The sequence below is a fragment of the Streptomyces sp. NPDC047043 genome (assembly GCF_040644055.1).
Classification (GTDB): Bacteria; Actinomycetota; Actinomycetes; order Streptomycetales; family Streptomycetaceae; genus Streptomyces.
In genome coordinates, this window is sequence record NZ_JBEYVO010000043.1 from 64,668 (window position 1) to 87,219 (window position 22,552).

21 protein-coding genes are annotated in these 22,552 nt (G+C 70.8%); 8 read left to right on the forward strand and 13 right to left on the reverse strand.

Annotation, left to right across the window (positions count from 1 at the left end; all coding sequences use genetic code 11):
- The first annotated feature begins 6 nt into the window (after positions 1–6).
- Positions 7–2,787, forward strand: coding sequence for a penicillin acylase family protein (locus tag ABZ880_RS46770; RefSeq protein WP_361277134.1), 2,781 nt, complete (start codon positions 7–9; stop codon positions 2,785–2,787).
- Between the two features lie 55 nt (positions 2,788–2,842).
- Here ABZ880_RS46770 and ABZ880_RS46775 read toward each other — a convergent pair whose 3' ends face one another.
- The gene (locus ABZ880_RS46775) at positions 2,843–4,165 is read right to left on the reverse strand and encodes a serine-threonine protein kinase (RefSeq protein WP_361277135.1); all 1,323 of its coding nucleotides are present in this window, start codon (positions 4,163–4,165) and stop codon (positions 2,843–2,845) included.
- An 81-nt stretch (positions 4,166–4,246) separates the two neighbouring features.
- Positions 4,247–5,485 (reverse strand): DUF1343 domain-containing protein, encoded by a 1,239-nt coding sequence (locus ABZ880_RS46780; RefSeq protein WP_361277136.1) that lies wholly within the window; start codon positions 5,483–5,485, stop codon positions 4,247–4,249.
- Positions 5,486–5,650: 165 nt separating this feature from the next.
- On the opposite strand from ABZ880_RS46780, the gene ABZ880_RS46785 reads away from it, so the two are divergent.
- The 3 genes from ABZ880_RS46785 to ABZ880_RS46795 are packed head-to-tail and all read left to right on the forward strand — an operon-like array spanning position 5,651 to position 8,720.
- Complete coding sequence (locus ABZ880_RS46785; protein WP_361277137.1) at positions 5,651–6,424, forward strand: SDR family oxidoreductase; 774 nt, start codon at positions 5,651–5,653, stop codon at positions 6,422–6,424.
- Complete coding sequence (locus ABZ880_RS46790; protein ID WP_361277138.1) at positions 6,421–8,088, forward strand: AMP-binding protein; 1,668 nt, start codon at positions 6,421–6,423, stop codon at positions 8,086–8,088. Before ABZ880_RS46785 ends, ABZ880_RS46790 begins: the two co-directional genes overlap by 4 nt.
- Positions 8,089–8,126: 38 nt before the next feature.
- Positions 8,127–8,720, forward strand: a complete 594-nt coding sequence (locus tag ABZ880_RS46795; RefSeq protein WP_361277139.1) for a TetR/AcrR family transcriptional regulator — start codon at positions 8,127–8,129, stop codon at positions 8,718–8,720.
- Between the two features lie 69 nt (positions 8,721–8,789).
- On the opposite strand, the gene ABZ880_RS46800 is transcribed toward ABZ880_RS46795, so the two are convergent.
- The 7 genes from ABZ880_RS46800 to ABZ880_RS46830 all read right to left on the reverse strand — a co-directional run bounded on the left by ABZ880_RS46800 (position 8,790) and on the right by ABZ880_RS46830 (position 13,860).
- On the reverse strand, positions 8,790–10,004 hold the full coding sequence (locus tag ABZ880_RS46800; RefSeq protein ID WP_361277140.1) for an acyl-CoA dehydrogenase: 1,215 nt from the start codon (positions 10,002–10,004) through the stop codon (positions 8,790–8,792).
- 6 nt (positions 10,005–10,010) lie between these two features.
- Positions 10,011–11,033: a phosphotransferase family protein gene (locus ABZ880_RS46805; RefSeq protein ID WP_361277141.1), complete on the reverse strand. Its 1,023-nt coding sequence runs from the start codon at positions 11,031–11,033 to the stop codon at positions 10,011–10,013.
- A gap of 175 nt (positions 11,034–11,208) precedes the next feature.
- Entirely contained in the window at positions 11,209–11,505 is a 297-nt protein-coding gene (locus ABZ880_RS46810) for a hypothetical protein (protein WP_361277142.1), read from the reverse strand.
- A 116-nt stretch (positions 11,506–11,621) separates the two neighbouring features.
- Positions 11,622–11,945, reverse strand: a complete 324-nt coding sequence (locus ABZ880_RS46815; RefSeq protein WP_361277143.1) for a DUF202 domain-containing protein — start codon at positions 11,943–11,945, stop codon at positions 11,622–11,624.
- Complete coding sequence (locus ABZ880_RS46820; protein WP_361277144.1) at positions 11,942–12,334, reverse strand: DUF202 domain-containing protein; 393 nt, start codon at positions 12,332–12,334, stop codon at positions 11,942–11,944. Before ABZ880_RS46820 ends, ABZ880_RS46815 begins: the two co-directional genes overlap by 4 nt.
- A 66-nt stretch (positions 12,335–12,400) precedes the next feature.
- Complete coding sequence (locus ABZ880_RS46825; RefSeq protein WP_361277145.1) at positions 12,401–12,934, reverse strand: NUDIX domain-containing protein; 534 nt, start codon at positions 12,932–12,934, stop codon at positions 12,401–12,403.
- A gap of 32 nt (positions 12,935–12,966) precedes the next feature.
- The gene (locus ABZ880_RS46830) at positions 12,967–13,860 is read right to left on the reverse strand and encodes a DMT family transporter (protein WP_361277146.1); all 894 of its coding nucleotides are present in this window, start codon (positions 13,858–13,860) and stop codon (positions 12,967–12,969) included.
- Positions 13,861–14,236: 376 nt separating this feature from the next.
- Between ABZ880_RS46830 and ABZ880_RS46835 the strand changes: the two genes are divergently transcribed.
- The 4 genes from ABZ880_RS46835 to ABZ880_RS46850 all read left to right on the forward strand — a co-directional run bounded on the left by ABZ880_RS46835 (position 14,237) and on the right by ABZ880_RS46850 (position 18,218).
- A complete protein-coding gene (locus ABZ880_RS46835) occupies positions 14,237–15,187 on the forward strand; it encodes a hypothetical protein (protein WP_361277147.1) in 951 nt (316 codons plus the stop codon).
- Positions 15,188–15,218: 31 nt separating this feature from the next.
- A complete protein-coding gene (locus tag ABZ880_RS46840) occupies positions 15,219–16,754 on the forward strand; it encodes an APC family permease (protein WP_361277148.1) in 1,536 nt (511 codons plus the stop codon).
- A 101-nt stretch (positions 16,755–16,855) separates the two neighbouring features.
- Positions 16,856–17,608 (forward strand): molybdopterin-dependent oxidoreductase, encoded by a 753-nt coding sequence (locus tag ABZ880_RS46845; RefSeq protein WP_361277149.1) that lies wholly within the window; start codon positions 16,856–16,858, stop codon positions 17,606–17,608.
- A complete protein-coding gene (locus tag ABZ880_RS46850; protein ID WP_361277150.1) occupies positions 17,592–18,218 on the forward strand; it encodes a cytochrome b/b6 domain-containing protein in 627 nt (208 codons plus the stop codon). The genes ABZ880_RS46845 and ABZ880_RS46850 overlap by 17 nt, the downstream gene beginning before the upstream one ends.
- Here the strand turns inward: ABZ880_RS46850 and ABZ880_RS46855 are convergent.
- The 4 genes from ABZ880_RS46855 to ABZ880_RS46870 form a co-directional block, all read right to left on the reverse strand.
- Positions 18,156–19,214 (reverse strand): hypothetical protein, encoded by a 1,059-nt coding sequence (locus ABZ880_RS46855; RefSeq protein WP_361277151.1) that lies wholly within the window; start codon positions 19,212–19,214, stop codon positions 18,156–18,158. The two genes, ABZ880_RS46850 and ABZ880_RS46855, sit on opposite strands and share 63 nt — an antisense overlap.
- A 111-nt stretch (positions 19,215–19,325) precedes the next feature.
- The gene (locus ABZ880_RS46860) at positions 19,326–20,354 is read right to left on the reverse strand and encodes an L-idonate 5-dehydrogenase (protein WP_361277152.1); all 1,029 of its coding nucleotides are present in this window, start codon (positions 20,352–20,354) and stop codon (positions 19,326–19,328) included.
- Positions 20,355–20,368: 14 nt separating this feature from the next.
- Positions 20,369–21,127, reverse strand: coding sequence for an SDR family oxidoreductase (locus tag ABZ880_RS46865; protein WP_361277153.1), 759 nt, complete (start codon positions 21,125–21,127; stop codon positions 20,369–20,371).
- Positions 21,128–21,137: 10 nt separating this feature from the next.
- Positions 21,138–22,535, reverse strand: a complete 1,398-nt coding sequence (locus tag ABZ880_RS46870) for a gluconate:H+ symporter (RefSeq protein WP_361277154.1) — start codon at positions 22,533–22,535, stop codon at positions 21,138–21,140.
- Positions 22,536–22,552: the final 17 nt, after the last annotated feature.

The window sequence follows — 22,552 nt, forward strand, 5'->3', positions numbered from 1 at the left end:
GCTGCCATGCCACGGCGTACCTCGCGCATCGCCCTTGACAGACTGAGAACTCCCGGCAGACTCGCCGGGTTCCTGAAGACCGCATCCATATGCGCCCTGATTGCAGGTCTTTTGTCCCCGCTTTCCCAAGCGACGGCGGTGGCGGCGACCTCGAACGACTACTGCGGCGGTCAGTGTTCCGACATCCTGCCGCCCGGTGAGAACGGCAACGCGACCCTCGCCCAGATCCTGCTCAACCAGGCGTTCGGCACCCAGCCCGACCACGCGGAGGACCAGCTCGGCCCGTACTCCAACCTGGCCAAGGGCTACTCCACGCTCACCGACTCGACGATCAACACGTTCTTCAACGACGCGTCGTTCGGGGTCTCTTCCGATCAAGTCGCCTCCACCGAGAAGCCTGCGGGCCGCACCGACGTGACGATCGTCCGCGACAAGAAGGCGGGCATTCCCCACATCACCGGTACCACCAGATACGGCACGGAGTTCGGGGCCGGGTATGCCGCGGCTGAGGACCGGCTGTGGCTCATGGACGTCTTCCGTCACGTCGGCCGCGGCCAGCTGACCACCTTCGCGGGCGGTGCCGCCTCCAACCAGGGCCTGGAGCAGGAGTTCTACCGCAACGCGCCCTACTCCGAAGCCGATCTGCAGGCCCAGATCGACAACGCCGTCGCCAGCAACGGCGCCCGCGGCCGGCAGGCCCTCGACGACGCCAACGCCTACCTCGCCGGCATCAACGCCTACATCGACGCCTCCGACAGCGGTCGCTACTTCCCCGGTGAGTACGTCCTCACCGGCCACAAGGACTCCGTCACCAACGCCGGCACCATCGACCACTTCAAGATCACCGACCTGGTGGCGCTCGGCTCCGTCGTCGGCTCCCTGTTCGGCTCCGGCGGTGGCGGCGAGGTCAACAACGCGCTCTCACTGATCGCCGCCCAGTCCAAGTACGGCGTGGAGGAGGGCACCAAGGTCTGGGAGTCCTTCCGCGAGCGCAACGACGCCGAGGCCGTCCTCACCGTCCACAACGGCGAGAGCTTCCCGTACGCCACCAAGCCGGACAGCCCCCAGGGCGAGGCCCTGCCCGACGCCGGTTCGGTGACCACGGAGCCGCTGGTCTACGACGCCACGGGCACCGGAGCGAGCCAGAGCGCCCAGGCCGCCTCCGCCACGGCGACCGCGACGGCCCTCAGCTCCGCCAAGCGCGGCATGTCCAACGCCCTTGTGGTGAGCGGCAAGTACACCGCCAGCGGCCACCCGATTGCCGTCTTCGGACCGCAGACCGGCTACTTCGCCCCCCAGCTGCTCATGCTCCAGGAGATCCAGGGCCCGGGCATCAGCGCCCGCGGCGCCTCCTTCGCCGGCCTGAGCATGTACGTCGAACTCGGCCGCGGCCAGGACTACTCGTGGTCCGCGACGACCTCCGGCCAGGACATCATCGACACCTACGCCGTCGAGCTGTGCACGGACGACTACCACTACCTGTACCACGGCACCTGCACGGCCATGGACAAGGTCGAGCAGAAGAACTCCTGGACGCCCACCACGGCCGACGGCACGGCGGCCGGGTCGTACACGATGAGAGTCTGGAAGACCAAGTACGGGCCCGTGGAGTACCGGGCGACCGTCGGCGGGAAGAAGGTCGCCTACACCACCCTGCGCTCCTCCTACATGCACGAGGCCGACTCGATCATCGGCTTCCAGATGCTCAACGACCCCGACTACGTGAAGAGCCCGCAGACGTTCCAGAGCGCGGCGCAGCACATCAACTACACCTTCAACTGGTTCTACGCCGACTCCTCGCACACCGCGTACTACAACAGCGGCAACAACCCGGTGCGCGCGAGCGGCGTGGACGCCGAGTTCCCGGTGTGGGCGCAGGCGGCGTACGAGTGGAAGAACTGGGACCCGACCACCAACACCGCCGACTACACGGCCGCTTCGGCCCACCCCAACTCCATCGACCAGGACTACTACATCTCCTGGAACAACAAGCAGGCCCTCGACTACACGACCGCGCCCTGGGGCGACGGGTCCGTGCACCGCGGCAACCTGCTGGAGGACCGGGTGAAGAAGCTGGTCTCGGCCGGCGGGGTGACCCGTACGAAGCTGGTGCAGGCGATGGCGGACGCGGCCCTCGCCGACCTGCGCGCCGAGGACGTGCTGCCGAAGCTCCTCAAGGTGATCAACAGCAGTACGGTGACCGACTCGACGGCCGCGGACGCCGTGAGCAAGCTGCAGGCGTGGGTGACCGCGGGCGCCAAGCGCACGGAGACGTCGGCCGGTTCGAAGAAGTACGCCAACGCCGACGCGATCCGCATCCTGGACGCCTGGTGGCCGCTGCTGGTCAAGGCCGAGTTCCAACCCGGCCTCGGCAGCGACCTGTACACCGCCTTCGGCAACAACCTGCCCATCGACGAGTCCCCGTCGGCCGCCCACGGGCCCACCGGCTCGCACGCGGGCAGCTCCTTCCAGTACGGCTGGTGGAGCTACGTCGACAAGGACATCCGGGCGGTGCTCGGTGAGACGGTCAAGGGCCCGCTGGCGGAGAAGTACTGCGGCGGCGGTGTCCTCAGCTCCTGCCGGGACATCCTGATCAGCACCCTGAAGACGGCGGCCGGCACCTCCGCGTCCACCGTCTACCCCGGGGACTCGCTGTGCTCGGCGGGCGACCAGTGGTGCGCCGACTCGATCGTCCAGCGCACCCTCGGCGGCATCAAGCACTACAACATCAGCTGGCAGAACCGGCCCACCTTCCAGCAGGTGGTGGAGTACACGTCACATCGGTGACATGTGACATAGCACTACCCGGGTGGTATGTGACATACCACTGACCGGCGGCGGGTCAGCGGATGCGGCCCGCCGCCAGCACCACCCGCGCGAGTTCGGCATGCACGATGTCGCTGTGCGCCCCGGTCGGCGGCCCACCCTTGTTGACCACCGCCGCCGCGTCGATGTTCACGCAACCCGAGGTGGGCAGCGTGCTGTTGAGCGCGTCGGGGAGCTTGTACGCGCGCGTGCCCGGCACGGCCTGCACGCCGTCGTGCCCCATCGCTCCCCACTTGGCGCCGAGCGCCCCTGCGAGACTGAAGCCCTCGACCGCGCCCTGCGCGTCGCCCGCCATGCGGGAGGCCAGCGGATAGATGGTGCCCAGGGCCGAGTCGAAGTGGGAGAAGCAGCACACCAACGGGCCGTCGACACGGTTCTGCTGGCCCTGCAGCACACCTCCCGCGTGTGCGTCGTGCGGCAGCCGGGCCGCGAACGCGTAGTGCGAGAAGGCCCCTTGGAACAGGGTCACCGACTTCACCGTGTGCACGCCCTCGGGCAGCCCGCGTAGTGCGAACGACACCAGCCGGCCGCCGAAGCTGTGCCCGACCAGATGCACCCGCACGTCCGGTGCCGCGGCGGCCAACTGCCCGACCAGCCGCCCGAGTCCGCGCTCGCCGACGGTTCCCGCGCGCCGCTTCATCGCGTAGTACGTCGCCTGCCGCAGCAGCTCCTTCGCCCCGTCCCAGGGGTTCGGCAACGAGAAGCCCTCCGCGTCGCCACCGGAGCGGAGGGCCGCCAGGGCCTGCGCGAACTCGTCGCACAGCGTCGCCGTGTCCCCGGTGAACAGCACCGGCTCGCTCTGCGGGACGCCCTCCGCGAGGGTGTCCGCCGCGAACAGCGGCTGCGGCCCGCCCGGTACGACCTCCACCAGCAGCCGCACCAGCCGTCCGAACTCCTCGAGTTCGTTCTCGGGCCGCTGGTCCAGCATCCGGGCGATCTGGTCGACCACGGTGGCCCGCCCGGGGAACGTCTCCAGCAGTGCGTGCCGGGTGTCCTTGTCGAGCGCCGGCGCCGGGGTCGCCTCCGCCTCCATGGCCACCGCGGACTTCGGGAAGTCGGGGATCGGCTCGTCCGAGAACCGCATCGACGGCCAGACCACGCCCACGTACCCGATCTTCGCCGCCGGTGCGAGCTTCGGGATCGGGGCGAAGAACCGCCGGTAGAGCGCGGTCGCGCCGGAGCGGTCGTTGTTCCAGCCGTGGGCGAAGACGATCAGGTCATGGACACCGCGATCGGGTACCTCGGCGAGCAGCGCGTCCCGTTCCCGGCCGTCGACGTCCCCGTCCGCGTCGAAGGTCAGCTCCCAGTACGGCGTCACGCTCATTGCCGGCTGTGCCATGACGGTCCCCCTCGTCCCCCGTAGCAGTGCGATGTGGGCGCATCGTCCTGCTACCGGGCGAGGATGGCCATACGTCCCGACTCACTTGTAGAGGAGGTATTCCTTTCGAATCCTCCGGAAGGAGGCCAGTTCCTCCCGCCAGCCCGCCACCACCTCGTCGGTGCTCGCGCCCGCGTCGATCGCGGTACGCACGCGCGTGGAGCCCGTGAGCTTGTCGATCCAGTTGTCGGAACGCCAGCCGAAGCCGCTCCACACCTTCTTGGCGGTCACCAGCAGCGCGATTCCGGTGCGCACGGGGTCGTATGCGGCCCGGTCGTGCACATGGATCTGTACGCCGCCGATCGTCTTCCCCTGGAACTTGGAGAAGGTCGGCGCGAAGTAGGCCTCCCTGAAGTGCACGCCGGGCAGGCCGAGTTCGTTGGCCGCGGCCGCCCACTTCCCGTCGATGCCGTCCGCGCCGAGCAGTTCGAAGGGGCGGGTGGTGCCGCGGCCCTCCGAGAGGTTGGTGCCCTCGAACATGCAGGTCCCCGAGTACACCAGCGCCGTGTCGGGGGTCGGCATGTTGGGGCTCGGAGGTACCCAGGGGAGGCCGTGGGCGTCGTAGAACTCCGAGCGCTTCCAGCCCGTCATCAGTACGGTCTCGAGGGGGACGGCGGTGGTCAGGAACTCCCCGTTGAACAGCCGGGCCAGCTCGGCGACCGTCATTCCGTGCGCCTGGGAGATCGGCTGCCGGCCGACGAAGGTCGCGAACTCCTTGTGCAGGACCGGGCCTTGGGCCTCGCGGCCGGTCACCGGGTTGGGGCGGTCGAGGACGACGAAGCGTTTGCCGGCCAGCTGGGCGGCCTCCATGCAGTCGTAGAGCGTCCAGATGTACGTGTAGAAGCGGGCGCCGACGTCCTGGATGTCGAAGACGACGGTGTCCACGCCGGACGTGGTGAAGATGTCGGCGAGGGGTTGGCCGCTCTTGAGGTACGTGTCGTAGACCGGGAGGCCGGTGGCGGGGTCGTCGTAGCGGCCCTCGGAGCCGCCTGCCTGGGCCGTGCCGCGGAAGCCGTGTTCCGGGCCGAAGACGGCCCGTAGGTTCACTCGGTCGTCCGCGTGCATCACGTCGACGATGTGGTGGACGTCTCGGGTCACGCCGGTGGGGTTGGTGACGATTCCCACTCGTTGGCCGTCCAGGAGTGCGTAGCCTTCGGCGGAGAGGCGTTCGAAGCCGGTGCGAAGTTTGTTGCGGGGGGCGGCTGCGGAGGCCGGGGGTGCCGCTGTGAGGGAAGCTGCTGCCGTTGTCGCTGCGAGTAGAGCTCGTCTGGATAGGCGCATGTGGGGCACGGTATTGCTCCCGCGGGTTGTGTGGAAGGTGCGGGTTCGTCGTGGCTTGTCGCGCCGTTCCCCGCGCCCCTTGACGGCGCTCATCTCGCCCTTTCGTTGTTACATACCGACCGGTTAGTCTGACGTGGCAGCCGGAGCCGCAGTCGAAGGAGACCGATGGTGGAAGCCGTTCAAGGTGCTGGTGTGGTCGTCACGGGGGCCGGAGGGGGGATCGGGGCCGCTCTTGCCCGGCGGTTTGCCGCTGAGGGGGCTCGGGTCGTCGTGAACGATCTCGATGGTGACCGGGCCAAGGCGGTCGCCGACGAGATCGGCGGGATCGCGGTACCCGGCGACGCCTCCGCCATCGTCGGCGACGCCCGGGACGCGCTCGGTGGGACCGTCGACGTGTACTGCGCCAATGCCGGGGTCGCCTTCGACGACGGGGCACAGGGGCTGTCGGCCGACGAGAAGTCGTGGGCCACTTCCTGGGACGTCAATGTCATGGCCCATGTGCGAGCGGCCGACGAGCTGCTCCCGGAGTGGCTGGAGCGCGGGAGCGGCCGGTTCGTGTCGACCGTTTCCGCCGCCGGGCTGCTGACCATGATCGGGGCGCCCTCGTACAGCGTGACCAAGCACGGGGCGTACGCCTTCGCCGAGTGGCTGTCGTTGACGTACCGGCACCGTGGGGTGAAGGTGCACGCCATCTGCCCCCAGGGGGTCCGGACGGACATGCTCGCCGCCACCGGCACCGCCGGCAACCTGGTGCTGCAGCCGACCGCGATCGAGCCGGCGGATGTGGCGGACGCCCTGTTCAAGGGGATCGAGGAGGACCGGTTCCTGATCCTGCCGCACCCGGAGGTCGCCGGGTACTACCAGCTGCGGGCCGCCGAGCCGGACCGGTGGCTGGCCAACATGAACCACCTCCAGCAGAAGTGGGAGGAGGTACGGTGACCGACTCCCGTTACGCGGCCAAGCCCTGGGTGGCTCTGCTCAACGAGGCCCAGCGTGCCCCCGTAAACCCGGCCGACTCGCTGGTGCACGCCCTGCGGCGGGCCGTCGGGGAGGCTCCGGACCGTGACTTCCTCGCCTACTTCGACGGGCGGCTCAGCTATCGGGAGGTCGACGAGCTGAGCGACTCCGTCGCCGGGCATCTCGCCGCCCGCGGTCTGGAGCACGGCGACCGGGTGGCGATCCTGCTGCAGAACTCGCCGCTGTTCGTGCTGGCGCTGCTGGGGGCGTGGAAGGCGGGCGCGACCGTCGTGCCCGTGAACCCCATGTACAAGTCGGGGGAGGTCGCGCACGTCCTGCGGGACGGCGAGGTGGCCGCGCTGATCTGCTCCGACCGGGCGTGGGACTCGTATCTGCGGGAGACGGCCGCCGACTCGCCCGTGTCGATCGTGCTCACCGGGTGCGAGCTGGACTTCCAGACGCGTGGCGACGCGCGTGTGCTGGCCTTCGAGCGGCTGCCGCAGGCCACGGACGCCGCCGACCTGACGACCGTGGCCCGCGCCGGCTACGAGGCGCCCGAGGGGCGCCGCCTCAGGCCCTCCGACATCGCGCTGATCAGCTACACCTCGGGCACCAGCGGTGCCCCCAAGGGCGCCACCAACACGCACGGCAACATCATGTACAACGCCGAGCGGCAGCGGACGGGGCTGGCGCTGCCGGACGCGCCCGTCTACTACGCGCTCGCGCCGCTGTTCCACATCACCGGGATGGTGTGCCAGCTCGGGGCCTGCCTCAACAGCGCGGGCACGCTCGTGCTGACGTACCGCTTCGAGGCGGGCGTGGTGCTGGAGGCGTTCGCCGAGCACCGGCCGCACTACACGGTCGGGCCCTCGACCGCCTTCATGGCGCTGGCCGCCCGTCCGGACGTCACCCCGGACCACTTCTCGTCCTTCGTGAACATCTCCAGTGGTGGTGCGCCCGTGCCGCCGGCGCTGGTGGAGAAGTTCCGGGCGGGCTTCGGGCCGTACATTCGCAACGGTTACGGGCTCACCGAGTGCACCGCCCCCTGCGCCTCCGTGCCGCCCGGTCTGGAGGCACCCGTCGACCCGGTGTCCGGGACGCTGGCCGTGGGTCTGCCGGGGCCGGAGACGGTGGTACGGATCGTCGACGAGCAGGGGCAGGAGGTTCCCTTCGGAGAGCAGGGCGAGATCCTCGTGCGCGGGCCGCAGGTCGTGCCCGGCTACTGGCGGCGGCCCGAAGCGACCGCCGAGACCTTCCCGGGCGGCGAGCTGCGCACCGGCGACATCGGGTTCATGGACGAGCAGGGCTGGCTGTACGTCGTCGACCGCAAGAAGGACATGATCAACGCGTCCGGCTTCAAGGTGTGGCCGCGCGAGGTCGAGGACGTCCTGTACACGCACCCTGCGGTCCGCGAGGCGGCCGTCGTCGGGGTGCCCGACGGGTACCGCGGTGAGACCGTCAAGGCGTACATCAGCCTGCGTCCGGGCGCCGAGACGGACCCGGATGAACTCGCGGTGTACTGCAAGGAGAGACTGGCTGCCTACAAGTACCCGCGGCAGGTGGAGATCCTGCCCGACTTGCCGAAGACGGCGAGTGGGAAGATCCTCCGTCGGGAGCTTCGTTCCCGCAGGCAAGCAAGCGAATAGAACTACGGCTCAGCGCCCGGAAGGCAGGTGGCGGCACAGTGCCCAGGACGACGGACGGAGACGGTACGCCCGTCCCGCAGCGGCTGCTGGCCGCCGCCACCCGGCTCTTCGCCGAGCAGGGCTACGACCGCACGTCCGTACAGGAGATCGTCGAGGCGGCCGGCGTCACCAAGGGGGCGCTGTACCACTACTTCGGCTCCAAGGACGACCTCCTGCACGAGGTGTACGCGCGCGTGCTGCGCGTCCAGCAGGAGCGCCTCGACGCGTTCGCCGACGCCGACGAGCCGATCGAGAAGCGCCTCAGGGGCGCCGCGGCCGACGTCGTCGTCACGACGATCGAGAACCTCGACGACGCGATGATCTTCTTCCGCTCGATGCACCACCTGAGCCCCGAGAAGAACAAGCAGGTGCGCGCCGAGCGCCGTCGCTACCACGAACGCTTCCGTGCGCTGGTGGAGGAGGGCCAGGAGGCGGGCGTCTTCTCGAAGGCGACCCCGGCCGACCTGGTGGTGGACTACCACTTCGGCTCGGTCCACCATCTGTCGACCTGGTACCGCCCCGACGGGCCGATGAGCCCCCAGGAGGTCGCCGACCACCTGGCCGATCTGCTGCTGCGGGCACTGCGCCCGTAAGGCGCATACGCGCAAGCCGACATGTGTAAGGGGCGGTCGCCAATGGCGACCGCCCCTTACCGCATGCCCTTACAGGTACTTCTTCAACTCCCGTCGCGCCAGCGACCGCTGGTGCACCTCGTCCGGGCCGTCCGCGATCATCAGCGTCCGCGCTCCGGCGTACAGCTCGGCCAGCGGGAAGTCCTGGCTGACGCCGCCCGCGCCGTGCAGCTGGATCGCCCGGTCGATGATGTCGACGACCGCGCGGGGCGTGGCGATCTTGATGGCCTGGATCTCCGCGTGGGCGCCCTTGTTGCCGACGGTGTCCATCAGCCAGGCCGTCTTCAGCACGAGCAGCCGCAGCTGTTCCACCGTCACGCGCGCGTCGGCGATCCAGTTGTGCACCACGCCCTGCTGGGCCAGCGCCTTGCCGAACGCCGTACGGGACACCGCCCGGCGGCACATCAGCTCGATCGCACGCTCGGCCATGCCGATCAGCCGCATGCAGTGGTGGATACGGCCCGGGCCGAGGCGGGCCTGGGCGATGGCGAAGCCGCCGCCCTCCTCGCCGATCAGGTTGGACACCGGCACGCGCGCGTGGTCGAAGATCACCTCGGCGTGGCCGCCGTGGTAGTGGTCCTCGTAGCCGAAGACCTGCATCGCGCGCTTGACGGTCACGCCCGGGGTGTCGCGCGGGACCAGCACCATGGACTGCTGGCGGCGGATGTCCGCGCCGTCCGGGTCGGTCTTGCCCATCACGATGAAGATCTTGCAGTCCGGGTTCATCGCCCCGGAGATGTACCACTTGCGGCCCGTGATGACGTACTCGTCGCCGTCCCGCTCGATGTGCGTGGTGATGTTGGTGGCGTCGGAGGAGGCCACCTCCGGCTCCGTCATCGCGAACGCCGAGCGGATCTCACCGGCCAGCAGCGGCTCCAGCCACTGCTTCTTCTGCTGCTCGTCGGCGAACTGCGCGAGCACCTCCATGTTGCCGGTGTCCGGCGCCGCGCAGTTCGTGGCCGTCGGCGCCAACTGCGGGCTGCGGCCGGTGATCTCGGCCAGCGGCGCGTACTGGAGGTTGGTCAGACCGGCGCCGTGCTCGGCGTCCGGCAGGAAGAGGTTCCACAGGCCCTGCCTGCGCGCCTCCGCCTTGAGCTCCTCGACCACGGCCGGCGTGTCCCAGGGGGATGCCAGAGCGGCCCGCTGCTCCTCCGCGACCGCCTCGGCCGGGTAGACGTACTCGTCCATGAAGGCGAGGAGTTTGGCGCGCAGTTCCTCGGTGCGCGCGTCGAACGCGAAGTCCATGACAGGTCAGCCTTCCTGGAGAGTGGTCAGGCCGTGCTCGATGAAGACGGGCACCAGGTCGCCGATGCGGTCGAAGCCGCGGCCGACCGTCTGGCCCAGCGTGTAGCGGTAGTGGATGCCCTCGAGGATCACGGCGAGCTTGAACCAGGCGAACGCCGTGTACCAGGAGACGGACGAGACGTCGCGCCCCGAGCGGGCGGCGTAGCGCTCGATCAGCTCGGCGGGGGAGGGGTGGCCGGGGGCCTCGGCGGTCGTGGACACCGGGGAGTCGGGCATACCCAGCGGCATGCTGTACATCACCAGCAGACCCAGGTCGGTGAGCGGGTCGCCGAGCGTGGACATCTCCCAGTCCAGGATCGCCTTGATCCTGTCGTCCTTGCCGATCAGGACGTTGTCGAGGCGGTAGTCGCCGTGCACCACGGTCGGCGCGGGGGAGGCGGGCAGCTGGCGGCCGAGCGAGGCGTGCAGCTCGTCGATGCCGGCCAGATCGCGGTTGCGGGAGGCGTCCAACTGCTTGCCCCAGCGGCGCAGTTGGCGGTCCAGGAAGCCCTCGGGGCGGCCGAAGTCGCCGAGTCCCACCTCGGCGGGGTCCACCGCGTGCAGCTCGACGAGGGTGTCCACCAGGGACAGCACCGCGCCCCGGGTGCGCTCCGGACCGAGCGGGGCGAGCTGGTCGGCCGTGCGGTACGGCGTGCCCTCCACGAACTCCATGACGTAGAAGGAAGCCCCGAGCACCTCCTCGTCCTCGCACAGCAGCACCGGGCGCGGCACCGGCACGTCCGTGCGGTGCAGCGCGCTGATCACCCGGTGTTCGCGCTTCATGTCGTGCGCGGTGGCCAGCACATGGCCGAGCGGCGGACGTCGTACGACCCACTTCGAGGTGCCGTCCGAGAGCGCGTACGTGAGGTTCGACCGTCCGCCCTCGATCAGCCGGCCGGTCAGGGGGCCGTGCACCAGACCGGGCCGCTCGCGGTCGAGCAGGCCGCGCAGCCGGTCGAGATCGAGACCTGGCGGGTGGTCGGGGCTCATCGATGCTCCTTACGCGCGCGTGAACGGGACTCACACCATCATGCCGACTGGTCGGTATGTAGTCCAGTGGGCGGGGTGAAGGTGATCGGAGCCACGATAGGCCGACAGCTCCCCGCCGGGTGCGGCGGGGAGCTGTCGGGCTGTGCTTTTCGGCCGATGCGGGGGCGGTGCCGGGTCAGTGGTCGTCCCAGTGGCCGTTGTGCGGGGCGTGCCGGTGGCCGTCGTGCAGGTAGTCGACGTGGTCGCCGTGCAGCACGCTCTCGTGTCCGCAGCCCTCGCCGTGCCGGTGCTCGTGGGTGTCGTGGGGGGCGTGGCCGTTCGGCTCGCACTCGTCCCAGTGGCCGTTGTGTTCGCGGTGCAGATGCCCGTCGTGCGCGTAGTCGACATGGTCTCCGTGGGGCACCTCCGTGTGTCCGCAGCCCGGGCCGTGGGCGTGGGAGTGGGAGGCGTGTTCCAGGTGGAGGGCGGTCATGGTGCTCACCTTCGGGAAGTGCGGGTGGTGACGTCGCACAGGCTGCCACGCGAACCGTGCATATCGGGTCATTCGGCTTGCGTGGCGTCCCGGTTCGGTGGGGCGGGAGCGTCCGGTCAGAAGACCAGTGCGGCCCCGCACACAGCCAGCGCCACCGTGCACAGGACCGCCGCCGTGGCGTTCCGGGGGACGAGCGGCCGCGGGCTGGCGGCGGACGCCAGGGTGCGGATGCGGCGGTGGGCGATGAGGAGGAAGCACAGCCAGAGCGCACAGCACAGGGCGCAGGCGACGATCCCGGTCACGGAGGGGCCGCCGTGCAGTGCGGTCTTGACGGCGAGCACGGCGGCGACGGTGCTCGCCAGGGTCGTGCGCCGCCAGGCGAGCCGGGTCCGCTCCGGCTGCAGCCCGGGGTCGCGTTCCCGGTCCGCGGCGGCGTTCATCCCTCCCACCCGACGAGTACGACGACGACCATGGCGACGGCCACGACCGCGACGACGACGCTCAGCACCGCCGGGAAGCGGGAGACCGGCAGGTCCTCCCCGCGCCGCATGGCCCTTTCGCAGCGCATCCAGTGGTTGACCGCGCGCAGGGAGCACAGCACGCCGGCGCCGAGCAGTGCGAGCGCGAGTCCCACGCGCCAGGCCCAGCGCAGGTCGGGCAGGAACTGGTCCACCGCGAAGCCGCCGCCGATCAGGGCGAGGGCGGTGCGCAGCCAGGCCAGGAAGGTGCGTTCGTTCGCCAGCGAGAAGCGGTAGTCCGGGGTGCGGCCGTCCTGCCGGACTTGCTCGGGGTGGAACCAGAGCCGGACGTTTCGCGCGAATTCGATCACGGTGTCGACCCTACCGACCCTGGGGGCTGCCCCCCGGACCCCCTTTCGGCCCGAAAGGCCTCGTCCTCAAACACCGGACGGGCTGGATTTGCCTCGGTAGGCCTTCCAGTGTCGGTACGCCGCCACCCCGTCCGGCACCCACTCCCACTCGGCCAACCGCCGCTCCACCTCGGCCTCCGGCAGGAAGTCGTGCCAGGCCACCTCCTCGACCTGCGGGCTGACCGGCAGGTCGCAGCGGACCTCGTACACCGCCGACCACCAGGTCTGGCCGGCGCCGTCGTCGTAGAGGAACTTGAAGAGGAAGTGCGGGCTCGGGAGGCCACGGACGCCGAGTTCCTCCTCGGCCTCGCGCAGGGCCGCGTCGTCGTAGGACTCGCCCGCGCCGACGACTCCGCCGACCCACATGTCGTAGAGGGAGGGGAAGACCAGCTTGGTCGGGGTGCGGCGGTGGACGAAGAGGCGGCCGGCCGAGTCCCGGGCCTGGATGAAGACGCAGCGGTGGCGCAGGCCCTTCGCGTAGGCCTCGCCGCGCGGGGACCGGCCGATGACCTGGTCGTTCTCGTCGACGATGTCGAGGATCTCGTCTGCGGGGGTCGTCATGCCGCCATCCAAGCAGTACGGCGGCACGGCGGTCAGTTCGGCTGCAGGTCCCGCACCCGCTCCGGCTTGGCCGAGCCGCTCGGCATGCAGGGGTGCAGGCCGAGCAGGACGATGCCGCCGACGATCGCCGCGAGGCCCGCCGCCTCCCAGGCGAGCGCGCCGGTGTCGGTGCGCAGGCGGTCGCCCAGGAAGCCCACCCCGCAGAGGATGCCGGCGAGCGGCTGGGCCGCGGTGAGGGCGGGCAGCGACATGCGCAGGGGAGCCGTCTCGAAGGCGCTCTGCACCAGGACCAGGCCCGTGACGCCGAGGACCACGACGCCGTACGGCTGCCAGCCGGTCACCAGGTCGGTGAGGCCGCCCTCGGAGAACCGCTGGCCGCTGACCCGGGTGAGGGCGTCCTGGACGCCGTAGAGGAGACCCGCGGCGAGGGCGAGGAGGACGGGGGCGGCGCTCAGGCGGGAGCGCTTCGCGTACGTCGTCAGGAGGAGGGCCAGGCCGATCATGGCGCCGATGATCAGCCAGTGGCGGAAGGGATCGGTGATCGCGGTGCCGCCGCGCGGCTCGCCCGCGACGATGAACGCCGTGACGCCGCCCGCCAGCAGTGCGAGGCCCGCCCAGCCCTGGCGGCCCAGCGGCTGTCTGGTCTGCCTGCGGGAGAGGGCGAGGGCGAAGAGGAGGTTGGTGGCGAGGAGCGGTTCGACGAGAGAGATCTCGCCCTGGCTCAGGGCGATCGCCCCGAGGACCATGCCGGCCACCATCAGCGCGATACCGCCCAGCCAGCGCGGCACCTGCATCAGGTCGAAGAGCAGCCGCGGTGAGAGGAAGTCGCTCAGGGGCGCCCGCTGGGCCGCGTTCTGCTGGAGCACGAACCCGAAGCCCAGGCAGCAGGCGGCGCTCACGGCGAGAATCAGAACCAGGACGGACACGCTGCGTACCTCGAGTCAGATAGGCCGGGCCACGGGGTGCGTAGTGGGTGACTGTAGCGTCCCAGGGCCCGGCTTGCCCCTGGGAGTGCCCGGATCCGGGCCGTCGACTCGGTCACGTCGCCCGGACGATCATGGGGGCGATCAAGGGCGGCGACTCGGTTGTTCCGCCATGGTGCGGGGCCGGAGCGGGGCGCGCCATGGCGTACGCCACAGGGTGACCGGCGGCACCGCGGCGACAGCTGAGGGTGGGTTCACAAGTACCCCTCCAGTAACGGAAGTTGACGCGTGTAACGCCAGTCCATCCCTTGACGCAAACCGTTGGCTGCGGGTTTGCTGTGCGTGACCAGTCGACGGCAAACCGAAACCAGGTTCCGCGGTGCCACCACCCCCGCCCTCTCTAGGCCGGGGCCGCAAGCGCGCGGCCCAGGTTCTCGACGCGGCCCTGGACGACGCCGAACTCGTCGGCGCCCGGGCCGCGTTGGCGCAGGGGCGGTGGCAGGCCGCGCGGTCACTGCTCGTCCAGACCGGCGACGACTGGGACCGGCGCGGACACCGGGTCACCGTCCTCGCCCTGGAGCCGTACAGCTCCGCCTGGGCCCGGGACTGGCTGCTCGCCGAGCCCGACTCCGTCGACGCCGCCGTACTGCTCGCGCTCTCGCTCGTCCAGCAGGCCTTGCGCGGCAAGGAGAAACCGGACCGCGCCCGCGGTGCCTGCCGGGACGCCGCCGCGCTCGTGCCCGCCGATCCCACCCCGTGGCTCGGGCTGCTGATGCTGGAGCGTGCCGTCGGCGGCGGGGCGGAGACCGATCTGCTCTTCGACGAGGTACGGGCCCGGTACGCCGACCACCATCACGCCCACCACCTGATGGTCGCCCGCCTCGCCGAGCGCCGCGCCGACGCCGGACCGGACCCGCTGCACGAGGTCTACGACTTCGCCAACTGGGCCGCCGAACAGGCCCCCGCCGACTCACCGCTCGCGATCCTCCCGGTCGTCGCGCACGCCGAGCGCTACCGCGTCCTGGCCGCCGCCGGATTCGAGCCCGCCGACCCGGCGGCCTCGCGCCACTGGAGCGGGCGCCGGGCCCGGCAGGTGATGAAGGCCGCCTTCGACTGGTGGCTGGAGTGGGAGCACGAGGGCCACCCGCGCCGCCTGGTCGACCTCAATTTCCTCGCCCACGCCAAGGTCTGCGAGGGCCGGGGCGCCGAGGCCGCCGCCCTGTTCCACCGGATCGGCGAGCATGCCACCGCCGCGCCCTGGTCGTACCCGGACCGCGATCCGCTCTCCGCCTTCCGTGCCGCGCGCGCCGCCGCGCTCGGCACGGCATGACAGACGACGTCGACAGAAGGATGGTCCCCCGATGACCACGGGCAATTCGAGTGCGAGCAGACCCGCCGCCATCAGCACCTATCTCGGCGAGGAACGCGCCCTGCGCGCCGACCGCCTCGGCACGGGAGGCCTGCTGCTCTCCGTGCTCGCCGCGACCGCACCCCTCATGGTGGTCGCCGGTGTCATGCCCACCACATTCGCGGTGATGGGCATCGTCGGACAGCCGCTGCTCTTCGTCGTCCTGGGTGTGGTGCTGGTCCTCTTCAGCATCGGCTACGCGGAGATGAGCCGGCACGTCCACAACGCGGGCGCCTTCTACGCGTACATCTCCCGCGGCCTGGGCGGTACGGCCGGAGCGAGCGCGGCCCTGGTCGCCCTTGCCGCCTACAGCGCCCTCCAGGTCGGCATCTACGGCATCTTCGGCTTCGAGGTCTCGGGGCTGTTCGCCACCTACGCCGACGTCGACATCTCCTGGTGGATACCGGCGCTGGCGGCCGTGCTGGTCGTCGGCGCGCTGGGCTGGCTGAAGATCGACGTCAACGCGCGCGTGCTCGGCGTGCTGCTGGTCGTCGAAGTGATCCTGGTCGTCGTCTTCGACTTCGCGGCGATCGCCGACCCGGCCAAGGAAGGCCTCTCCCTGCACGCCTTCAACCCGGACACGCTCACCGGCGCCGGTGTCGGCACCGCCCTGTGCTTCTGCATCGCCGCCTTCACCGGCTTCGAGCAGGCGCCCGTGTACGCCGAGGAGACCAGCCGGCCGCACGTCCTCGTCCCGCGCGTGATGCTGCTCGCGGTCGGTTTCGTCACCGTCTTCTTCGCGATCAGCTCCTGGGCGTACACCGTCGCCACCGGGCCGTCCGCGATCGTCGGCACCGCACAGAAGCAGAGTGCCGGGCTGCTGTTCTTCCTGACCGAGGACCGGCTCGGCGCCACCTTCACCGACGTCCTGCACGTCCTGTTCGTGACCGGCATGTTCGCGGCCCTGCTCAGCTTCCACAACGTCGTCGCCCGGTACGCCTTCGCCATGGGCCGCGAGGGACTGCTGCCGCGGACCTTCGGCCGTACGACGGGCGCGAGCGGTGCGCCCGGCACGGGCTCCCTGCTGCAGACCGCCGTGTCCGCGGTCGTCGTCATCGCCTTCGCGGTCGTCGACGACAAGCCCACCGGCGACCCGACCGAACCCGTCCTGCACCTGTTCACCTGGTTCGGCAACATCGGCGCGCTCGGCGTGATCCTGCTGATGGCGGCGGCCTCCGTCTCGGTCATCGTCTTCTTCGCCCGGCGCGGGGCCGTGGGCGCCCAGGCCTGGCGGCTGGTCACCTCCGCGCTCGCGGCCGTCGCCCTGCTGGTGATCGCCGGCTACACGGTCAAGGACTTCGACGTCCTGGTCGGCGCCGGACCCGACTCGTCCCTGAACTGGGTGCTGCCCGGCATCATCGGCCTCGCCCTGGTCGTCGGCCTCGTCCAGGGCCTGGTGCTGCGCTCCCGCTCGCCCGAGACCCACGCCCGCATCGGGCTCGGCAACGAGGCCTTCCAACTGGACAAGGCGGCGCACGAGACGCCGTAGGGACCCGGGTTTCTGAGAACGCCGTAAGAAGTGATTACGGAACCCTGACGAGCACCCGCGATTCCTGGCCCGGCCGGGGTCGCGGGTGTTCGAATGGGTACGTGAACCCCGAACAACCCGAGGAACCGGGCGAGCCGGAGCCGCCCGAGGAACGCGGCACTCCGGTCGGCCGGCGCGTGCTGCTCGGCACCATCGGTCTGGGCGCCCTCGGCGTGGTCGCCGCGCCCACGCTGCAGCGCGCGCTGGAGGGCTTCCTCGGCGCCGCGGCCGACAAGGACCCCACCGGCCTGACGGGTCTGCTGCCCAACGGCGGCGGCTTCCGGTACTACTCGGTGACCTCCTCCGTACCGCACAAGAACGCCTCGAACTACCGGCTCACGGTGGACGGCCTGGTCGACCACCCGAAGACCTACACACTCGACGACCTGCGCGCCCTGCCGCAGACCAAGCTGGTCAAGGACGTCCAGTGCGTGACCGGCTGGCGGGTGCCGGACACGCCGTTCGAAGGGGTGCGCCTGTCCCGGCTGCTGGACGCCGCGGGGGTGCGGGCCAAGGCCGGGGCGGTGCGCTTCACCTGTTTCGACGGGGCGTACACCGAGAGCCTCACCCTCGAACAGGCCCGCCGCTCCGACGTCCTGGTCGCGCTGCGCATGCAGAACAAGGACATCGGCCACAACCACGGCGGCCCGGTCCGCCTGTATGTGGCGCCCATGTACTTCTACAAGTCCGCCAAGTGGCTCTCCGGCATCACCGTCACCGAGGACGTGAAGCCGGGCTACTGGGAGGAGCGGGGCTACGACGTCGACGCCTGGGTCGGCAAGTCGAACGGGCGGGACGATGACCCTACGAGCTGAGGCGCACACCGCGCCGGTCACCGAGATCCGCAGGTTCGGCCCGGTGCAGAAGTGGGTGCACCGCACGACGGCCGCGCTGATGGGCGTGTGCGTGGTCACGGCCGCCTTCCTGTACGTCCCGGAGCTCGCCGAACTGGTCGGCCGCCGTGAGCTGGTGGTCCGTGTGCACGAGTGCGCCGGGCTCGCCCTGCCGGTGCCGGTTCTCGTGGGTCTCGTCTTCCGCCACTTCCGAGCCGACCTGGGGCATCTGAACCGCTTCGGCCCGCACGACAAGATCTGGCTGCGTGCGGCCCTGCGCCGGGACAAGCGGCAGTCGCAGCGTCCGGCGGCGAAGTTCAACGCGGGGCAGAAGGTCTACGCGGCCTGGATCGCCGGGGCGTCGCTGGTGATGCTCGGCACGGGGCTGATCATGTGGTTCACCCACCTCACCCCGCTGATGTGGCGCACCAGCGCGACCTTCGTCCACGACTGGCTGGCCCTGACCATCGGCATCGTCCTCGCCGGGCACATCGGCATGGCGATCGGTGATCCGCAGGCGCGGCAGGGGCTACGGACGGGGAAGGTGAGCCGGGAGTGGGCCGAACGAGAGCATCCCTTGTGGCGTCCCTGACGGCACGCTCGGCGACGGGAGCACGTTCGGCGCCACGACGGTGAACGCGTCCACGAGCCGGACCTCGACGGCGCCGTACCGGACGACCACGTCGACGGTCTTCGGGTAGCCGTCCAGGGCCGGGACGACGGCGGACAGCACCAGTTCGTCACCCGACTCGGACCGCGGCACCGGTGGCCCGGGCAGCAGCCTGCCGCCGATCAACACGCTGCCGTACCGCAGCAGTTCGGCATGGTCGAAGTAGGTGCCGCGCAGCTCGATCCCGACCGTGTCGCCCGGCTGGGCCTCGTCCCTGTCCACCCCGGCGATCCGGTAGGCGCACGCGGGCGTGCCGCCCGACGAGGCCTGCAACTGCACGGTGGCGTCGGGGTGTTGCCGGTGAAAGTCCAGCAGCCCGCCCAGTACGGCGTAGGCGGCGCGGCCCTTGCAGGTGTCGGCCTTGCCCGCGAGAGCGGTGTACTCCCGGGCCGCGGTCTCCCAGCTGCCGCCCTTGCCCTGGACGGCCAGACAGGCGGTGGCGAGGGCCCGCAGCACCCGCCACTCCGGGTCCGCGGAGACCGGTGGGATCACCTTGAGGGCGGCCCGGCACCGGGCGGGGTCGCGAAGGCGGTCGTAGACGCTCGACGGGTCCGGTACGGCGTCGGCGTTGGGCGAGACGGGGCCCCGTGGGAGCCAACCGGGGCTCAGGAGGGGCTTGTTGCCGGCGGAAGGGGTGGGGGAGGCGCTGCTCGGGGGCGGTGTGGTGGTGTGGGTGTGGTGCGGGCCGCCCGGGCCGACCGTGCCGCTCGCCTCCCCGGCGGGTGAGGTCCGGGGAGTGGGGGAGGCGGACGACCCATGGGCACGCGGGCTGTCCGACGGACCGACGGTCACGATTGTGCCCTCCCGGCCCCCACGGTCCGGCCCGCCACTTCCGTCACCGCCGAAGGCCGCGACGGCCACCGCCACCGCTCCGACCACGAGCAGCCCCGAGATGCGCATCCCGAGGGAAACCGCCATGACGCCCCCCGACACGGAAAGCCCCTGGAGCCCGTGGTCCAGGGGGTCTCCTCATCATCGGGCCGACCGTGCCGTCGGGGAAGCCGTCTTTTGCTGATCGTTAGTGGATGTTCAGGAAGTGCCGAAGTCCAGCAGCACCTTGCAGGAACGGCTGCGATCGGCCGCCAGGGCGAACGCCGGCTCCGCGTCCGTCACCGGAACCACCGCGCTGACCAGCCCGTCGAACGCCGGCTCGGCGGCCAGCAGCCGCAGCGCCTGGTCGAACTCCGTGTCGAAGCGGAACGCGCCCCGCAGGTCGATCTCCCGGCTCACGACGAGGTTCCCGGCGAACGGGCTCGGCCCCGGCGGCAGCATCCCCAGCTGGACGACGACCCCACCGCGCCGCACCAGACGCAGACAGGTGTCCAGCCCGGCGGCCACCCCGGACGCCTCCACGGCCACGTCCACCTCGGCCGGCCACCCGGCGTCCTCCGGATCGTCGGCCCGTACGAGGGTGTCGGCGCCGGCGATCCGCGCGTACTCCAGGGCCGCCGGGAGCAGGTCGGTGACCGTCACCCGTGCGGCGCCCGCGGCCTTGGCCGCCGCGACCACCAGGCAGCCGATGGGGCCGGCACCGGTGACCAGGACGTGTTTGCCGGTCACGTCGCCCGCCCGGCGTACGGCGTGCAGGGCGACGGAGAGGGGTTCGGCGAGTGCCGCCCGCCGCAGCGCCAGGCCCTCCGGGAGCGGCCTCAACTGTTCGGCCGGTACGACGACTTGGGCCGCGAAGCCGCCCTGGACGTGCGGGAAGCGGGCCGCGCTGCCGAGGTAGCGGGTGTCCCGGCAGACGTTGCGCCGCCCGTCCACGCACTCGGGGCAGGCGCCGCACGGCGTCGCCGGGTGCACGGCAACGGCCGTACCGGGAAGGGGACCTGACGCCCCGGCACCGTACGCGAGGACCGTGCCCACCACCTCGTGGCCCAGCAGCATCGGTTCCTTGAGGCGGAAGTCGCCGACCCCGCCGTGCCGCCAGTAGTGCAGGTCCGAGCCGCAGACGCCGCCGTAGCGGACGGCGATCAGTGCCTCACCGGGCCCCGGCTCCGGGACCGGCAACTCCTCGACGCGCAGGTCGTCCTGAGCGTGGATCACACAACCGAGCATCCCCGAAGCCCCTTTCACAGCACGCTCGTCATTCCGCCGTCGACATACAGCACCTGGCCGCTCACGAAGTCCGCGGCCGACGAGGCGAGGAACAGCACCCCGCCCACCAGGTCCTCGGTCGTGCCCCAGCGGCCGGCCGGGGTGCGGCGGTGCACCCAGGCGCTGAACTCCTCGTCCTCGACGAGGGGCCTGGTCAGTTCCGTCTCGATGTAGCCCGGGCCCAGGCCGTTGACCTGGACGCCGTGGGGACCCCAGTCCGCGCACATGCCCTTGGTGAGCATCTTCAGGGCGCCCTTGGTGGCCGCGTAGGGCGCGATGCCGGGGCGGGCCACCTCGCTCTGCAGCGAGCAGATGTTCACGATCTTGCCGTGGCCGCGCTCCGTCATCCGGCGGGCGGCCTCGCGGCCGACCAGGAACGCGCTGGTGAGGTTGGTGTTCAGGATGCGGTGCCAGTCGCCGTCCGTGAACTCCAGGAGCGGGGCGCGCAGTTGCATGCCCGCGTTGTTGACGAGGATGTCGAGCGGACCGACCCGCTCCTCGACGTCCGCGATGCCGGCGGCCACCGACGGGCCGTCGGTCACGTCGAACACGGCCGTGTGGACGTCGCCGGGCAGTTCACCGGCCGCCTTGGCGAGGCGGTCAGCGTCCCTTCCGTTGAGGACCACCGTGCAGCCGGCCTCCGCGAGACCGCGGGCGAGGGCGAGCCCGATGCCCCGGCTGGAACCGGTGACCAGGGCCGTGCGGCCACTGATGTCGAACAGAGGGTGACTCATTCCCGTACCCCTAGATGACCAGTGAGAGGAGGAGGACCAGGCCGCCCGCGACCACCGAGATGATCGTCTCCATGACGGACCAGGTCTTGACGGTCTGGCCGACGCTCAGGCCGAAGTACTCCTTCACCAGCCAGAACCCGGCGTCGTTGACATGGCTGAAGAAGAGCGAACCGGCGCCGATGGCGAGGACCAGCAGGGCCGTGTGGGTGGTCGACATGTCGGCCGCGAGCGGGGCGACCAGACCGGCCGCCGAGACCGTCGCCACCGTCGCCGAACCGGTCGCCAGACGGATGATCACCGCGATCAGCCAGCCGAGCAGCAGCGCCGGGATCGACCAGTCCTTGGAGATGTCCAGGATCATCTGGCCCACACCGGTGTCGATCAGCGTCTGCTTGAAGCCGCCGCCCGCGCCGACGATCAGCAGGACGCCGGCGATGGGGGCGAGGCCCTTCTCGACGAGGGGCGTGAGGTTCTCCTTGCCGAACCCGGCGGGCCGCAGCAGCGTGAAGATGCCCAGCAGCACGGACGCGAGCAGGGCGATCAGCGGGGAGCCGATGACGTCGAAGACGCGCTGGGTGAGGTTCGTCGGGTCGTCGATGACGATGTCGACCAGCGCCTTGGAGAGCATCAGGACGACCGGCAGGAGGATGGTGGTCAGTGTGGCGCCGAAGCCCGGGCGCTTGTCCAGGTCCTCGGAGGCGCGCTGCGGGATCATGCGGTCGGGCGCCGGGACGTCCACCCAGCGGGCGGCGACCTTCGAGAACAGCGGACCGGCGATGATCACCGTCGGTATCGCGATGAGGACGCCGAGCGCCAGCGTGACGCCGAGGTTGGCCTTGACCGCGTCGATCGCGACCAGGGGGCCGGGGTGCGGCGGGACCAGACCGTGCATCACGGACAGACCCGCCAGCGCCGGGATGCCGATGCGCATCAGCGAGTAGTTGCCGCGCTTGGCGACCATCAGCACGACCGGGATCAGCAGCACGACGCCGACTTCGAAGAACAGCGGCAGACCGATCACCGAGGCGATCAGCACCATCGCCCAGGGCATCGCCCGTCCGCCCGCCTTGGCGAGGATCGTGTCGACGATCTCGTCGGCGCCGCCCGAGTCGGCGAGCATCTTGCCGAGGATCGAGCCGAGGGCGATCAGCACGCCCACGCCGGCGACCGTGGTGCCGAGCCCGGTGGTGAAGCTGGTGATCACCTTGTCCAGCGGGGCCCCCGCGACGGCGCCGAGCACCAGCGAGCCGATGGTCAGGGACAGGAAGGCGTGCAGCTTGAACTTGGTGATGAGCAGGACGATGACGGCGATGCCCACCAGAACGGCGATGCCCAGCTGAGCGTGGCCGGCCGAGGTGATCGGCTCCGGTGCGTCCGCTGCCAGCATCTCGACGCTGAGTCTGGTCACGGGGGTTCCCTTGCAGG

Coding starts and splice junctions, on each gene's coding strand:
- ABZ880_RS46860 (WP_361277152.1), bottom strand. CDS start 20,354: ATGCTCGGTTGTGTGATCCACGCTCAGGACGACCTGCGCGTCGAGGAG.
- ABZ880_RS46815 (WP_361277143.1), bottom strand. CDS start 11,945: ATGAACGCCGCCGCGGACCGGGAACGCGACCCCGGGCTGCAGCCGGAG.
- ABZ880_RS46780 (WP_361277136.1), bottom strand. CDS start 5,485: ATGCGCCTATCCAGACGAGCTCTACTCGCAGCGACAACGGCAGCAGCT.
- ABZ880_RS46800 (WP_361277140.1), bottom strand. CDS start 10,004: ATGGACTTCGCGTTCGACGCGCGCACCGAGGAACTGCGCGCCAAACTC.
- ABZ880_RS46865 (WP_361277153.1), bottom strand. CDS start 21,127: ATGAGTCACCCTCTGTTCGACATCAGTGGCCGCACGGCCCTGGTCACC.
- ABZ880_RS46840 (WP_361277148.1), top strand. CDS start 15,219: ATGACCACGGGCAATTCGAGTGCGAGCAGACCCGCCGCCATCAGCACC.
- ABZ880_RS46775 (WP_361277135.1), bottom strand. CDS start 4,165: ATGGCACAGCCGGCAATGAGCGTGACGCCGTACTGGGAGCTGACCTTC.
- ABZ880_RS46855 (WP_361277151.1), bottom strand. CDS start 19,214: ATGGCGGTTTCCCTCGGGATGCGCATCTCGGGGCTGCTCGTGGTCGGA.
- ABZ880_RS46805 (WP_361277141.1), bottom strand. CDS start 11,033: ATGAGCCCCGACCACCCGCCAGGTCTCGATCTCGACCGGCTGCGCGGC.
- ABZ880_RS46850 (WP_361277150.1), top strand. CDS start 17,592: ATGACCCTACGAGCTGAGGCGCACACCGCGCCGGTCACCGAGATCCGC.
- ABZ880_RS46810 (WP_361277142.1), bottom strand. CDS start 11,505: ATGACCGCCCTCCACCTGGAACACGCCTCCCACTCCCACGCCCACGGC.
- ABZ880_RS46785 (WP_361277137.1), top strand. CDS start 5,651: ATGGTGGAAGCCGTTCAAGGTGCTGGTGTGGTCGTCACGGGGGCCGGA.
- ABZ880_RS46825 (WP_361277145.1), bottom strand. CDS start 12,934: ATGACGACCCCCGCAGACGAGATCCTCGACATCGTCGACGAGAACGAC.
- ABZ880_RS46770 (WP_361277134.1), top strand. CDS start 7: ATGCCACGGCGTACCTCGCGCATCGCCCTTGACAGACTGAGAACTCCC.